Below are 14960 nucleotides of genomic sequence, written 5' to 3'. Positions count from 1 at the left end.
TTGCATAGAGGTCATCGAGTTATTACATTGTCCCGAAAGCCCCATAGAAGTACGATGAAAGCAAGACAAATGGTATTCTCAGGGCCCGAAAATAACCATTGGTTATCGATCACATAGTTTCCCACAGGAATGTATATGACAGGAGGGTTTTTGAGATGAAAAAATATAAAGCGATGACACCAATCGTGGCAAGTTTGGCGGTCACAATGGCACTAGCGGGTTGCTCCAGCGGAACAAAAGATGGGGGTACTGCAGCAACAACAGCGGCAACGTCGTCGAGCACGCCAAGCCAAACGACAAGCGCGAAAGATAGCACGTTGCGGGTGTTGTGGTGGGGATCTCAGCCTAGACATGATGCCACCAATAAAGTACTGGATATGTACAAGAAAGACCATGCCAATGTGACTTTCCAACCTGAATTTCAGGGATTCGACGGTTATTGGCAGAAGGTTACCCTACAAGCGGCAACAAACAATATGCCCGATGTGCTGCAATACTATGTAGGATCGGCCGACACGCAGCAGTTCATGGATAAAAATTTAATTGCACCTCTCGATGACCTCGTAGCGAAGAAGCTGATCGATGTCAGTGATATCAGTGAGAGTGCCTTGTCTAGCGGTAAGCTTGGAGGAAAGCTGTATGGCATCCCTCTTGGTGTGAATGCCAAGGCGATGGTTGTAGATCCAGAGGCATATCAAAAAGCAGGATTAACGATTCCAGTAAACGGCTATGCGACGTGGGAAGATCTTGGGAAGGACTTGGTCAAGTTGAAGGCGGTTACAGGCGCGTATGGCGCTGACGATCTGCTTGGCGAAAATTTCATGTTCCCTTATTATGCTAGGCAGATGGGACAGGTTCAATACGCAGATAAAACAGGGATTGGTTTCGATGAAAAGACCTTTGTAGACTTCTATACGATGAAAAAGAATTGGAGCAAAGACGGCTTGATTCCTCCAATTGATGTCATCCTTTCGATCAAATCGCCAGAAGAGTCCAATCTCGCCAAGAAGAAAGCAGCAGTCAATATTATTTATACCAATCAGTTTGAGAGCATCTCCAAAGCGGCTGGTAAGGAGTTGAAACTTATCCCACTTCCAGGACCTAACGGGACCAAAGCCATGGATCTGCGTCCAGGAAATCACTTCTCTATTCCAGTGAACTCTACGAATAAAGAAGAAGCGGCGAAGTTCATCTCTTACTTCGTTAACAGTGTAGACGCGAATAAAGTGTTGAATGCGGAGAGAGGTATGCCGGTGGCCGGCAAAGTTAGAGACGGCATCAAAGACGGCTTTACCCCAGCGCAAAAAGTAACAGCTGCCTATATCGATCAGGTTGCCAAAGCAAGCTCACCGATGGACCCTCAGCCTCCAGCTGGCTCTACGGAAATCGAGAAACTGATGTTGGATTTGGAACAGCAGATCCTATACAACAAAACGACGCCTGAGCAAGCTTATGCGACGCTGAAGAGTGAATCCATCAAAATTTTGGATAAAAATAAGAAATAATTTGTTTATGCAATTGGTTAAGGCAGCCTATACGGCTGCCTTTTGAATAGCGAGCAATAATTAGCTGACAAGTAAGTCGCGGAAGAGGTGACGGGAAGTGAGTAAAACTGTAGCACGTTCAGACTTTGAAAATAAGGCAGGGTATCTGTTTATTTTGCCGTGGATTATCGGATTTTTAGCATTTACCTTAGTTCCACTGCTTTGTTTATTTTACTTTTCATTTACGAGATATGATTTGTTATCTTCCCCGAAGTGGTTGGGGTTAGACAATTATATGGAAATATTAACGCATGACCCTAAATTCATCCAATCCCTAAAAGTGACGTTCATTTACGTGCTAATTGCAATTCCCGCTCGTCTGATCGTAGCGCTCGCGATTGCCATGCTGCTCAATACGAAGCATCGCTTTATCGGTGTTTATCGCACGATCTTCTATATTCCTTCCATTATTGGGGGAAGCGTTGCGGTGGCGGTCATGTGGAGACTGTTGTTCTCAAGAGAAGGGGCCGTCAACTCACTAATTGGTTATCTGTTCGGCAAGACGCCTGATATTTCGTGGGTAGGTGACCCAAGTACCGCATTAGGTTCCATTATTCTGCTCAGCATGTGGCAATTTGGATCGCCGATGGTTATTTTCCTAGCTGGGCTCAAGAACATTCCTGCTTCGTACTATGAGGCTGCGGTCGTGGATGGTGCGAACGGCTGGCAAAGATTCCTTCGGATTACATTACCACTCCTAAGTCCTGTTCTCTTTTTTAATCTCATTATGCAAATTATCGGCGGTTTCATGACGTTTACCCAAGGTTTGATCATCACTGGCGGAGGCCCACTGGACAAAACGTTGTTCTACCAGCTGTATGTATACCGAAGAGGGTTCGAATTATTTGAGATGGGTTACGCCTCAGCCCTGTCCTGTATTCTGCTGGTCATTGTGGCGATTCTGACGGCCATCGTATTCAAAACGTCAAATTCATGGGTTCATTATGAATCAAAGGGTGAGTGAAATGACATCAACTTGGAAATCGTTACTGCCTAAGCTAAGTTTCCAGATTCTGTGCGTTCTCATTGCTGTGCTCTCGTTGTATCCGGTTGTGTGGATGATTGCTAGTTCATTTAAAGAAAGTGCCAGGGTGTTTGCTGAGTCGCATTCCTTGCTGCCGCAAGTCTGGAACTTCGCGAACTATGCACGTGGTTGGAAAGGCTTCGCAGGGATTACTTTCGCTACCTTTTTTACCAATACAATTGTGATCGTCTTGCTTTCTACCTTAGGGGCTCTATTATCTTGTTCCCTCATTGCTTATGGCTTTGCGAGGATTAAATTTCGGTTCAAAGGGTTCTGGTTTGCAACCGTGATGGTGACCATGCTGCTGCCGTCGCAAATTATTCTGATTCCGCAATATATTATTTTTTATAAAATGCATTGGATCAATACGATTCTTCCGTTGGTCGTCCCCGCGTTTTTTGGAAGTGCGTTCTTTATCTTCCTCATCATGCAGTTTATTCGGACCATTCCGTATGAACTCGATGAGTCAGCAAAGATGGACGGCTGTAATCGATTTGGCATTTATCTCAAAATTATTATTCCCTTGATTGTACCGGCACTTGTTACGTCGGCGATCTTTGAATTCTACTGGACGTGGGATAAGTTCTATGAAGCGATGATTTATCTAGGAAAGCCAAAAATGTATACGGTCAGCGTAGCGCTGCGGATGTTTGCTGATCCGAGTTCGCAAACGGATTGGTCTGCGATGTTCGCGATGGCTAGTTTATCGTTGCTTCCGCCTGTTATCGTATTTTTTATTTTCCAACGTTATATTGTGGATGGCATTAGTACCACTGGACTGAAAGGATGAGATGCACATGACACGCAAAGAAACGGAATTGATGACGGGATGGGAATTTACATTACTGGAGCCACATGATCACAACTTTAAGCCCGTACACTTACCTCATGATTGGGCTATCCATGCACCTATAAATCGAACAATGAAAGAGGGGCTAGCTCAAGGATTCAAAGATCGGTGGGGGATTGGTTGGTATAGAAGACAGGTTCATTTGAAAGAGAAGAAGGAAGGCTATGTGTATCAGCTGCAGTTTGATGGTGTTTATGAGAATAGTACGGTATGGGTCAATGGTGTCGATGTCGGCGGGCAAAAATATGGCTATTCCAGATTTACGCTGGATATCACAGATTACGTGCATGAAGGGGATAACCTCATCCTGGTGAAAGTGGATAACACGTCTACCCCGGCGGACCGTTGGTATTCGGGGGCAGGCATTTATAGAACAGTGAAGCTGCTTGAATTGAACAGGAATTATCTGAAACCGGAAGACATTCAGGTGAAAACAAGTATCCAAGGTGAAACGGGCATCGTGACCATCGCAACAGGGAGCAAGTCCTTGGTCAAAGCATGTATCTCGGATGAGCGTGTGCGAATGACTGGTGAATCGGATAACGGGATGATCCATATTGAGATTCCTCAGGTGGCATTATGGAGTCCGGATTACCCGCATTTGTATCATGTGGAATTGTCTCTCTATGAGGGGGAGCGTGTCCTAGATAGCTACGCATTGCGGATTGGTGTTCGAGAAATCGAGATGAAGGCCGGTAAAGGGATGTTTATCAATGGTGAAGGGATTAAGATTAAGGGCTTATGTATTCACCAAGACGCCAGCTGTCTCGGAGTTGCCGTTCCTTCGGAAATTTGGAGAGAGCGGTTCGTTAAATTCAAAGCGATGGGATGCAATGCGATTCGTACAGCCCACCACATGCCAGCCTCTGAAATTCTGGACATCTGTGATGAACTGGGACTGCTTGTCTATGAAGAGCCGTTCGATAAGTGGACGGGAGGTTCCTATCGCAGATATTTTGAGACGGAATGGCAGCATGATTTAGAAGCGATGGTGAAAAGAGACCGGAACCATCCCTGCATTTTCATATGGGGGGTTGGGAACGAGGTAGAACATCAAGGGCAGGCATCCATGATCAACATTCTGAAAATGCTGAAAGAACATCTGCTTACTCTTGATGATACGCGACCTGTCTCCTATGCGATGAACCCGCATTTTAAATATGAGAGTGAGGTTGACTTATCTCAGGTCAAGGATATTCAACAATTTGTAGATGAAGTCAGTGATACGGAAATTTATAATAATGACGAGCGAGTCGAGCGCATCCGCAGGATTGCTGAGCATGTCGATGTACTTAGTTGCAATTATCAGGAGCAGTGGTACCCTGCCATTCATGAGGCGATGCCGGATAAATTAATTCTGGGTTCGGAGACTTACCAATTCTTTAGAGGGCACCCGGATCAGATGCAAAACTTTAGCGATGAAGTGCCTTGGATGGACGTCGAAAAACATGATTATGTCATCGGCGGTATGCTATGGACAGGGATTGATTATCTCGGTGAATCGATGGGATATCCAGCCAAAGGATGGGCGGGCTCCTTATTCTCGACGAACAATGAGCGGAAGCCGCTATCGTATTTATATGAAAGTTATTGGTCTGAGAAACCGATGGTCTATCTAGCCGTGATGGACTACTCGTTGCAAGATGAAGGGGCGAAGGAACATTGGGATACGCCTCGCTATGCGAGTCATTGGAATTTCCCTCAATTCAATAAGACCGTCATTCCGTATATGATTGCTTCGAATTGTGAGGAAGTGACCCTGGAGTTGAACGGGAAACAGTTCCATGTGCAGAAGCCATCTGCGTATCCCAATCGAATGATTACAGGGTACCTGCCTTATTTCCCAGGGACTATTACGCTGAGAGGCTTTATAAATGGGGAAGAGACGTGTCAATATCAGTTGAAAACGGCCGGTCCAGCTGTGAGACTTGCTTTTGACACGGAGGAGATCCGTGTGGAAGCCAAGGAAGGTTATCAGCAGTTATTCACGGTTCGAGCCGTAGATCAGGAAGGAACGTCAGTATTTCGTGAAAGTGCAAAAGTCACTTTTGCGGTAACGGGTCCCGCAGAAATCGTTGGTGTTGACAATGGCGATCTATGCTCGAGCGAGACGTATGATAATCCTTGGATGCATATGTACCGGGGCTGTGTCAGTACAGTTCTCAGATTAACGGGTGGTAAGGGACGAGTCATCTTATCAGCTTACGCTGAAGGCATGTTTGCTGGGAAGCTTGTTATTCAAGTTGTGTAGGTCTGAATCCTAGTGTATTTAGAGGGCGGAAATGCAGGATTATGATATAATTGATTGCATAAGCGAGGTGTCTATTCTGCAACAATTTCTATGTGGTCAATGCGCGCAATCTAATCAATTAAGTCTGGAAGATCGTATGGCTTTAGCACTCCAAATAAAGAGAGGCTATCCCTACATGTGCAGTCAGTGTTCTCAAACCTTTTTATACTCCCTCATTAGTGCTCCTGTTGAAGTGGGTACTGAAGTTGTTGAAGAGCTGGATGTTGCTGTTTCAACTCCGACACTTGAGAATAATAAGAATGAGGAAACTCCAACAAAATCAGAAGCCAGTAACGTAGAGCAACTTGATCTCTTTCTTCTTTAATGAATATCTAAAAGGACTAAACGAAATAAGGTGCCGTCTCCACAGTCATGGACTGAGGGGCGGCACTTTGTTTCGTTCAAGAGGAAGCATGAAAGCGTCAGGATGCCTTCCGCGTTTCAGCCGCGAAGGCGCGCTTCGCCCTCTCCGCTGGTAAAAGCAAGATTAAGACCGTCAGAAGCGATGCTGACAGGAAAACGACTGAACCCACGAGTGAGATGGAGACCGCATGGGCAAAAGTCGCATCCGAAGGAGCTGCTGACCGGTTCACCATCTCGAATACGGCGATCAGAACCGCAAGCCCAAGCGATGCGCCTGTCTGATGTGCAACATTGACGAGCCCTGACGCTGCTCCCGCGTCTTTGGCCTCAACGCCTGCCAATCCCAACGTCGTTAAGGGTTGGAAGATCATCCCGGCACCGCAGCCCATAATGAGTAGAGGGAACAACATATGAGATAGAAAGCTCGAATCAGCTGAAAGTTGGCTCAGCCAGCTTGTTCCGATGATGGCGATGATCAATCCAGCGATCAATATTCTAGCGTTCCCGAACCGATTTACGAGCGAAGGCATGGCGTACATCATCCCAAACTGAACGATCGTAAATGGCATGATCGCAAGTCCAGCTTGCAAAGCGTTGAAATGAAGCACGTGCTGAAGAAATTGCGGAACAAAGAAAAAAATCGGATAATTTCCACACAAAAGCAACAACCTACCTAGATAAGCTCCTGATCGTGTTCGGCTTGCAAAAAGGCGGAGTGGTGTAATCGGCTCTTTGGCGCGTGCTTCAATCCATACGAAAGCCGCTAGTGAGATACCTCCGATAGCAAGCGAGCCCCATACCTCGGGCGATTCCCAGCCGGCAGACGCGGCTTGAACAAAGCCAAAGGCCAGCGCTGTCATGCCGATCACCGACGTCAAGGCTCCGAAGATATCTAATCGGCCCGCTTTGGACGCTGTCTCCTGCATAAAGCGAGGTACCATAAGAAGCAGAGCGATGCCGATCGGCACGTTGAGGAACATCCCGGCGCGCCAAGAGATCAGATCTGTCAGCATGCCGCCAATGAGCAAACCGACGCTGCCGCCGGCTCCTGCTACAGCACTGTATACCGCGATTGCTTTTGATCGTTCTCTAGCTTCCGAGAAGCTGACCGACAATAGGGCGAGCGCAGATGGCGTCGCCATCGCTGCCGCCAGTCCTTGCATTGCGCGAGCAGCGAGCAGCAGTGAAGCGGACGGGGCCAGGCCGGCCAGCAGAGAAGCTAGAGAAAACAAGGCAATCCCCACGCTAAAGGTTTTTCTTCTCCCTAGTATGTCCCCCGCGCGAGCTCCTAACAACAAGAATCCACCGAAAGCCAAAATATATGCGTTTTGCACCCAAGTCAAAGCGGTTGTCGACAGATGCAGCGTGCGTCCAATTTCGGGTAACGCTGTAACCAATACGGAAGCGTCGAGCACCATCATTAACTGACAGGCGACGATCATAATCAAAATAATTCGTTTCGAATGTTCACTCAAATTCAAGAGGAAGACCTCCCTTTCACGTTATAACGCTATTATGCCGTGAATTTGCAACGGGAAGTAGCTCGTTTCTGCCTAAAAATTGCTCAATACTGCAAATTAGAATTTCCTTTGTAGATGGATAGTCGGGTTGGCACTCTTAGGGGAAGGGGGTATAATAGGAAGGGGAAAAGGATGGAGGGATGTTACTATGCAGACGAAATTGGCAGAATTATTACATGTGGTGGAGTCGCTTGATCTTGCGGAGGGGCGGAATGAGACGTCCATACCTTTTTTTTCGCTGGTCCGGCGTAACCGGCCGACGGCGATTATGCCCGGTGTACTCACTCCTTCTTTTTGCCTAGTTCTACAAGGGTCAAAAAAGCTTCATCTCGGTCAGGACACGATCTATTATGGCACGGGAGACTATTTAGTATCGTTAATGGATATACCGGCCTCTGGTCAAATCGTCGGTGCTAAGTGGCAATCGCCATATTTGGGCTTGCGAATTGACCTCACGGGGGAAGAAATTGCTTCTGTCCTAACGGATACGGGGATCAGCGTAAAGCCGCCAGACCGAAAGTTAGGCCCTGCTGCTTACGTAGGTAAATCCGATGAACACTTGCAGCACTTATTCATCCGGCTGCTAGAACTGCGAAGTAAACCTGAAGAGGAAGTCCGCTTTTTGTCTTCTCTGATTAAGCGTGAGATGATTTTCCGCTTGCTGACGGGAGATTATGGTCATCTGTTTGTCCAAAGGGTCTTTATGGACCAGCAGAACGAGGGGATTAGTCGAGCCATTGCTTGGATTAAGGAGAATTACAACAGGACCTTTACCATCGAAGAGGTGGCGAGATCGTCCAAAATGAGTGTCTCAGGACTTCATCATAAATTTAAAGCTGTCACGACGATCGCTCCTCTGCAATATCAGAAGCAACTACGTCTTCAGGAAGCGAGACGCCTCATGTTGAACGGCTCCACGAACGCCACGGCTGCTGCGCTAGAAGTCGGTTACGAGAGCCCTGCTCAATTCAGCAGGGAATACCGCCGGCTTTTCGGACTTCCTCCGTTGCAAGATATAAAAGCATTTCACAATAAACCAGTACCGGAAGCGTTCGAGAATAGTTGATTATTCCTACATTTTTCGTACCCATAAGCAAAAAGTCAGAAATGTACGTTCATAGGGATATTTGATAACATTCAGGAAAAAAGAATATTGAAACATGATTTCGTTGGGGATATTCTAATAGTTCGATGGGAACTAGACGAATATTCCCTTTTTGTGTAGAGTATTATCATCGACAATACAGACATAGGGGAACGAATTATGACAAAAAAATGGTTTAATCGCTTACTGCTATCCTATATTCCTGTATTGATATTAGTGACTTTCGTGCTGTCGTTTGTATTCTTCTATATGGTGAATAACATCTCTTCGAACCAAGCCAAGCAAGCGAATCGCGTTTATACGGAACAAGTATTGAGTACGGTTGATTTTACGTTAAAGAAAGTCGAGCAGCTCGTTGTTAATGCATTCAACAATGATGAAAGCGCTCACTTATTTTTTTACAATACACCGGAAGATCGATATAACTCGCAGTTCATTCCTTCTAAAAAAATTGGAGAGCTGACCTCACTCATTCCTGAGATTGACTCTTTATATTTATATAGGGCAACTGATCAGTCTGTATTGATGAAGGATTCTCTCATGCAGGCAAGCGATTCAACGGAGTATACGTTTATTCGCAAGCTCCTACAGGATGGCATTCCACCAGGCTGGGTACCGGTTCGTTCTTTTAAGCAATCCGACGATGCACCTGTGAATTCCGTTGTGTCATTGGTTAGGGGTGTGCCGCTGCTGACGGGGGAAAAAGGGTTCGTCGTTGTGAACATCAACGTGAAAGCAATTGCCAGCTTAGTAAAGGACATGTCAGCTTCTAAATTTAGTTATGTAGATATTGTAGACCAAGCAGGGAATCAGGTCGTCAAGGAAAGCGAAATCCAGCACACAACAACGCTGACTACATTGGTTTCGAGCTATTCAGGCTGGCAGATCGAGAGCGGATTGCACGACGGTGGTACGTTTAAATTGTTTGCAACAATCCCGCTGATTTGGCTAGTGATCATTCTTCTGGCGATTCTGAGCGGTATTGCGTGGATCGTATTTGTGACTAGGCGCAATTATAAGCCGCTAAAAGCCATTATGGACAAGCTAGAGAGTTCTTCTTCCTCTAAAAGCAAGTTATTCCAAGTTTCGGAGGGGCAGGACGAATTGCAGTTCTTGGATAAGGCGATTACGAGTCTCATCGAGCAGTCGAATGACTATCAACAACAACAAGCGCAAGGAGTGGCGTATCGCCGTCAGCGTTTCATCCATGATTTGCTGACCGGAAACCGGATGTTCTCCGATGAGGATTGGCGGCTGGAGGCTAGTCTTCTCGAAAGTCCAGACGCGTATGATTATTGGCATGTGATGGCCATCGGTATTGATGGATATACGGAGTTTACGAAGTTATATGATTATCGCGATCAAATTTTGCTTAAGTTTGTCGTGCAAAATGCGTTGCAAGAAATCGCGGACAAGCACGGTTGCCGGATTTGGATGGCGTGGATGGATGCAACGCGTCTAGGAGCGGCGATACAGGTGTTGCCGGATACACAGAATCCGCAGGATCGAAGCAAAATTGCGGCTCATATTGCCGGGGAACTCAACGAATGGATCCGTAATCATTTGAAATTTACGGTTTCCGTCGGAATTGGCAGTGACGTTACGGATGTGAGCGAAGTTTCGTTATCCTATGAGGAAGCGATGCATGCGCTCGATTACAAAATCGTGCTAGGCGCAGACCAAGTCATTTCCTCCAGTGAAGTGAAAGTGAACAGCCAAGCGGCTTATGGTCACTATCATGAAATTCGTGTCATTGCTGGTCAATTTAAGCAAGGGAATGCGGAGTGGAAGCCGTTATTCCGTCGTTTGGCGGAGTCGATGAAGCAAGATACGATGTCCCGTCAAGAATTACGGATGATCGTGGATTATATGAACTATCAATGGAATGCGGCATTTCAGGAAATGCTGCCCGAATACCGAGGATACTGGGAAGAAACGGCTTTTCCTCAGCTGCAGGCTGAGATTGGTCAGTTGGAGACTGTCGAAGTGACGATGAGTCGTTATTACAATTGGCTCGAGCGAACAGACGATCAACTGAAGGAATTACGTGAGCGACGCAACGTGCATTCTACGGCACCACGCATTAAGGCGTATATTGATGCCAATTACGGGGATTCTAATTTATCACTGAATCTATTGAGTGAACATTTTAATCTAAGCACGAAATATGTCAGTCAGCTATTTAAAGATGAGATTGGCATTAAGTTTACGGAGTATTTGGCAGGTTTGAGAATTGAGCAAGCTAAAGTTCTGTTGAATGTCTCCCATGATTCGATTCAAGAGATCGCCAAACAGGTGGGCTACGACAATACATTATCCTTCATCCGGATGTTTAAAAAGATTGAAGAGATTACCCCAGGGGATTATCGCAAGTTAGGAAAAAGCGAGTAGTACTGGAGGCAGATAACTGTGCGAATAAGGTTCCAAATAGCGATTCCGTTAGGAATGGAGCGCTGTTTGGGCCTTTTTTTCACTATACAAAATTCTAGGTTATAATCATAAATCCGCCTCATCCTTGCCAACCAGAATATCGTGCGTAAAGCATGAAAATGAGCTCTTGTCGAAGGCTGTGTGTAGCCGTTTTAATAAGGGTACAACACGCAACACACAGAATGTGAACAAGGGGAGGATTGGATGGACAACGTGAAACAGGCGATAGGGGTACTATCTTCGTCTAGCACACAGGTAGTGAAGAAGACCAAACGTCAGGATCGCTGGTTATTCGTCATGTTTTTACCGGCATTGGTCTACTTTGTACTTTTCAAATACGTGCCGATGGGTGGACTCGTACTCGCTTTCAAAGATTACAACTTACATGATGGTATTTTGCACAGTCCTTGGGTAGGCTTCGATAATTTCCAGCTGTTATTTAAAAATCCAGATATGTTGAAGGTCATTCGTAATACGCTGATGATCAGCTTCCTGACCGTGGTCGTCGGGTTTCCATTTCCGATTATCATTGCGATCCTGCTGAATGAGATGAAAGCACAATTCTTCAAACGAACCGTACAAACCGTTCTGTATTTACCTCATTTTCTGAATTGGGTTATCGTGGGTTCATTTGTTGTCTTGCTGTTAGCGCAAGAGCACGGCATCGTGAATAACCTCTTGGAGCGCTTGACGGGACATTCGTACGCATTCCTATATAACGAAGGGTCTTGGCTGGCCGTATTTCTAGGCTCTCATATTTGGAAGGAAGCGGGATACGGATCTATTATTTATCTCGCAGCACTGAGCAGCATCGACACCAGTTTGTATGAATCTGCCTCTCTGGATGGGGCGAACAAGTGGAAACAAATTTGGCACATTACACTGCCTGGTATCATGCCCGTCATTGTTCTCATGATGATCTTATCCTTAGAGCATGTGATGGATGTCGGATTTGACGCGATCTATGTCCTGCAAAATGCTAGCGTTCGGGATATTGCGAGTGTTATCTCTACTTGGAGTTACGCCATCGGCTTGGGTCAGGCCAAGTACAGTTTGACGACAGCACTTGGGTTCTTCCAATCGCTTGTTGGACTGATCTTGGTGTTAACGGCGAATACAATTGCACGCAAGTTTAATCACGGATTATGGTGAAGGGGGAGATCACATGAAACAGTCATCTGGGGAACGGATCTTCTACTCCGTCAATTATGCGGTGATGGGCGTTATCGGTTTTATCTGCATACTCCCATTAATCTATCTGTTGGCCGTGTCTTTCAGTTCAGAACAAGCCGTCGTTTCAGGCAAGGTGGGATTGTGGCCGGTCGGGTTTAATTTGGATAATTACCGACTTGTTATTGAAGGTACAGGTATTGGCAAAGCGTTCTGGAACAGCATCGTCATTACCGTCTTTGGTACTTGTTTAAATATGGGTTTTACCGTTCTAGCCGCTTATCCGTTGGCCAAAAAAGCATTTAAAGGCCGGCGATTCTATACCATGTTGATTCTGTTTACAATGTTGTTCAACGCAGGATTAATTCCCAACTACTTGTTGGTGAAAAATCTAGGACTCGTGAACACGTACTGGGCGCTTTGGCTGCCCTCGCTTATCAGTGTATACAACATGTTGGTGTTAAAAACGTTTTTTGAAACGCTTCCCGACGAAGTCGAAGAAGCAGCGAGAATCGATGGAGCAAGCGAAGCGCGACTCCTTCTTCAAATTATCTTGCCACTGTCTATGCCCGTACTGGCTGCGCTCACCTTATTTTATGCCGTCGGACATTGGAATTCTTTCTTGAATGTCATGCTCTATATTAATTCCAGCGACAAGAAGAACATGGCCGTTATGGTTCAAGAGATGGTAGCGAACAGTTTCTCACGTCAAATGGATCAAGTGCAGCCTGATCAGGTACAGATGATTACCCCAGAAGCGATTCGAGCTTCAAGTATTTTCATTATGATTGTCCCTATGCTGATCTTGTATCCGTTCTTACAGAAGTATTTTGTTAAGGGGATTATGGTCGGTTCGATAAAAGGGTAAACCACATGAATGATTAATCACATTTATTTCAGGAGGGTTCGTATGAAAAACAAAAAGACATGGGTGTACGCAGGTTTAGTTACAACAGCAGCAATTGGGATGGTTCTGACAGGCTGTGCGAAAGAGGAAAAAACGACATCAACTTCTACTTCAAGTGCTGCTACGCCAGCGGCAAAAGGAAAAGTATCGATCACTGTCTACGATCGGGCTAAAATTCCTGCGGAGGAAGGTAACTTTGAAAAAAATCGTTGGGTTGACTACATGAACAAAAATGGCCCTGTTGATCTTACAATCGTACCTGTGCCTCGGGACAAAACGATTGATAAATTAAACGTGCTGTTCGCATCGGGAAGCGCGCCAGATATTATCGTCGACTATAATGCGCCTGACCGTTCGACTTGGTATGAAAGTAAACAATTAATGCCGTTAAACGATATGATTGATAAATACAGCACGGTCTATAAGCAGCAGTTGGAGAAATATCCGGTTCTGAAAAAGCTCGGTACCCGTGCGGACGGTAAAATTTACGACATCGGCGCTGTACGCCAAGGTGATATCAACTGGATGCTGTGGGTACGTACGGATTGGCTGAAGAAGTTGAACCTAGAAGCGCCGAAGACAGCAGAGGATATGTTGAAAATCGCGAAAGCTTTCGTCGAACAAGATCCTGACGGAAACGGCAAGAAAGATACGTACGGCATGGCACTTGGCGGGTTCTTGAACTGGAAAGTTGCTGATTATATGTTTGGTGTACCGTATAACACGAACTATCAAGATCAGAACAGTGCTTTCTCTGTGTCATGGAAAAACATGCAAGCAGCAACAGCCTTTAAGAAGCAACTATTCGATGGCGGCCTCGTTGATAAGGATTTCTTGACCGATCAGAACGGGGATAAAGCGAAACGTGATTTTATTAACGGTAAGCTCGGATTTTATATGACACAGCGCAGCGAAGCACAAGGTGTATTCGAATCATTGAGAAAGAATGACCCGAATGCACAAGTGACGCCAATTGCACTGCCAAGCACGCCGAACGGCCAATTCAGCCCAGCAATCAATACGCCGTTCACGATGGCTGGTGTTGTCAATGCGAAAGCGAAAGATCCGAAAGCGGTCATGCAATACATCGACTACTTGAACACTGAGAAAACGGTGAAGACGCTTCGTTGGGGAACGGAAGGCGAGCACTATAAGCCGAATGCCAATGGCTGTCCGGTTCCAACAGATGCTGCGAAGAACACAGCAGAACGCAGCTGGAATGCCGATTACTCTATTCTTGTTAGCGAAGAATCCATGATGAAGTGTGATCCGGTACTAGATCTGCTTGATGCTAACAACGCGACGCAAATGGAATACAAAAAGTTGATTGAAGCAGCTCGCAAAATCTACTTGAACCCAAGCAACCCAATGCCAGGTTCGGTTATTGATCTAAGCTTGCCATCCTTGCCTTCTGAGCTAAATACTATTGTCGCTAGTGTGAACTTTGACGATGAGTTGAAAAAATCCGTCGTGACAGGCAACTATTCCGCGGATAGTGTGATTACGAACATTCAGGGTACATGGACTAAGGCTGGCGGAGACAAGGTAGACGAATTCTACAACAACTGGTATAAGCAAAATAAAACGAATGCGGTCTCCATCAAAGATGTTTACGACCTCTTAGTTCAACAGCAAAAACAAGCAGGGAAATAAAGATTAGGGAAATAAGGTGAATAGAGCGGATCATTGTCTGACAGACAGTGGTCCGCATTTAACTAAGTTGAAAAGCAATTTTCATACTACTCTCATAGCAAATA

11 protein-coding genes are annotated in these 14960 nt (G+C 45.8%); 10 read left to right on the top strand and 1 reads right to left on the bottom strand.

The genetic code is table 11. The annotated features are described in order from the left end of the window. Nucleotides 1-155: 155 nt before the first annotated feature. The 5 genes from AC58QT_RS20895 (at nucleotide 156) to AC58QT_RS20875 (ending at nucleotide 6033) form a co-directional block, all read left to right on the top strand. Complete coding sequence (locus tag AC58QT_RS20895; protein ID WP_497410720.1) at nucleotides 156-1505, top strand: ABC transporter substrate-binding protein; 1350 nt, start codon at nucleotides 156-158, stop codon at nucleotides 1503-1505. 97 nt (nucleotides 1506-1602) lie between these two features. Continuing rightward, nucleotides 1603-2508, top strand: a complete 906-nt coding sequence (locus tag AC58QT_RS20890; RefSeq protein ID WP_497410719.1) for a carbohydrate ABC transporter permease — start codon at nucleotides 1603-1605, stop codon at nucleotides 2506-2508. A 1-nt stretch (nucleotide 2509) separates the two neighbouring features. Next, nucleotides 2510-3358, top strand: a complete 849-nt coding sequence (locus AC58QT_RS20885; RefSeq protein WP_497410718.1) for a carbohydrate ABC transporter permease — start codon at nucleotides 2510-2512, stop codon at nucleotides 3356-3358. 7 nt (nucleotides 3359-3365) lie between these two features. Next, the gene (locus AC58QT_RS20880) at nucleotides 3366-5669 is read left to right on the top strand and encodes a glycoside hydrolase family 2 TIM barrel-domain containing protein (protein WP_497410717.1); all 2304 of its coding nucleotides are present in this window, start codon (nucleotides 3366-3368) and stop codon (nucleotides 5667-5669) included. Nucleotides 5670-5700: 31 nt separating this feature from the next. Next, on the top strand, nucleotides 5701-6033 hold the full coding sequence (locus AC58QT_RS20875) for a hypothetical protein (RefSeq protein ID WP_497410716.1): 333 nt from the start codon (nucleotides 5701-5703) through the stop codon (nucleotides 6031-6033). A gap of 97 nt (nucleotides 6034-6130) precedes the next feature. Here the strand turns inward: AC58QT_RS20875 and AC58QT_RS20870 are convergent, their stop codons facing one another. Then, complete coding sequence (locus tag AC58QT_RS20870; protein WP_497410715.1) at nucleotides 6131-7552, bottom strand: MFS transporter; 1422 nt, start codon at nucleotides 7550-7552, stop codon at nucleotides 6131-6133. Nucleotides 7553-7739: 187 nt separating this feature from the next. On the opposite strand from AC58QT_RS20870, the gene AC58QT_RS20865 reads away from it, so the two are divergent. The 5 genes from AC58QT_RS20865 (at nucleotide 7740) to AC58QT_RS20845 (ending at nucleotide 14856) form a co-directional block, all read left to right on the top strand. Continuing rightward, the gene (locus tag AC58QT_RS20865) at nucleotides 7740-8657 is read left to right on the top strand and encodes an AraC family transcriptional regulator (RefSeq protein ID WP_497410714.1); all 918 of its coding nucleotides are present in this window, start codon (nucleotides 7740-7742) and stop codon (nucleotides 8655-8657) included. Between the two features lie 198 nt (nucleotides 8658-8855). Next, nucleotides 8856-11087, top strand: a complete 2232-nt coding sequence (locus AC58QT_RS20860; protein ID WP_497410713.1) for a helix-turn-helix domain-containing protein — start codon at nucleotides 8856-8858, stop codon at nucleotides 11085-11087. Nucleotides 11088-11330: 243 nt separating this feature from the next. Then, complete coding sequence (locus tag AC58QT_RS20855; RefSeq protein WP_497410712.1) at nucleotides 11331-12278, top strand: ABC transporter permease; 948 nt, start codon at nucleotides 11331-11333, stop codon at nucleotides 12276-12278. A gap of 13 nt (nucleotides 12279-12291) precedes the next feature. Next, nucleotides 12292-13164, top strand: a complete 873-nt coding sequence (locus AC58QT_RS20850) for a carbohydrate ABC transporter permease (RefSeq protein ID WP_310499333.1) — start codon at nucleotides 12292-12294, stop codon at nucleotides 13162-13164. Nucleotides 13165-13206: 42 nt separating this feature from the next. After that, nucleotides 13207-14856 carry an extracellular solute-binding protein gene (locus tag AC58QT_RS20845; RefSeq protein WP_497410711.1) on the top strand — a complete coding sequence of 550 codons (1650 nt, stop codon included), beginning with the start codon at nucleotides 13207-13209 and terminating at the stop codon, nucleotides 14854-14856. Nucleotides 14857-14960: the final 104 nt, after the last annotated feature.

This window comes from Paenibacillus sp. J31R109, from assembly GCF_059692055.1.
The sequence above is the reverse complement of the archived record's forward strand: the minus strand, read 5'-3'. Positions and strand labels throughout refer to the sequence as shown.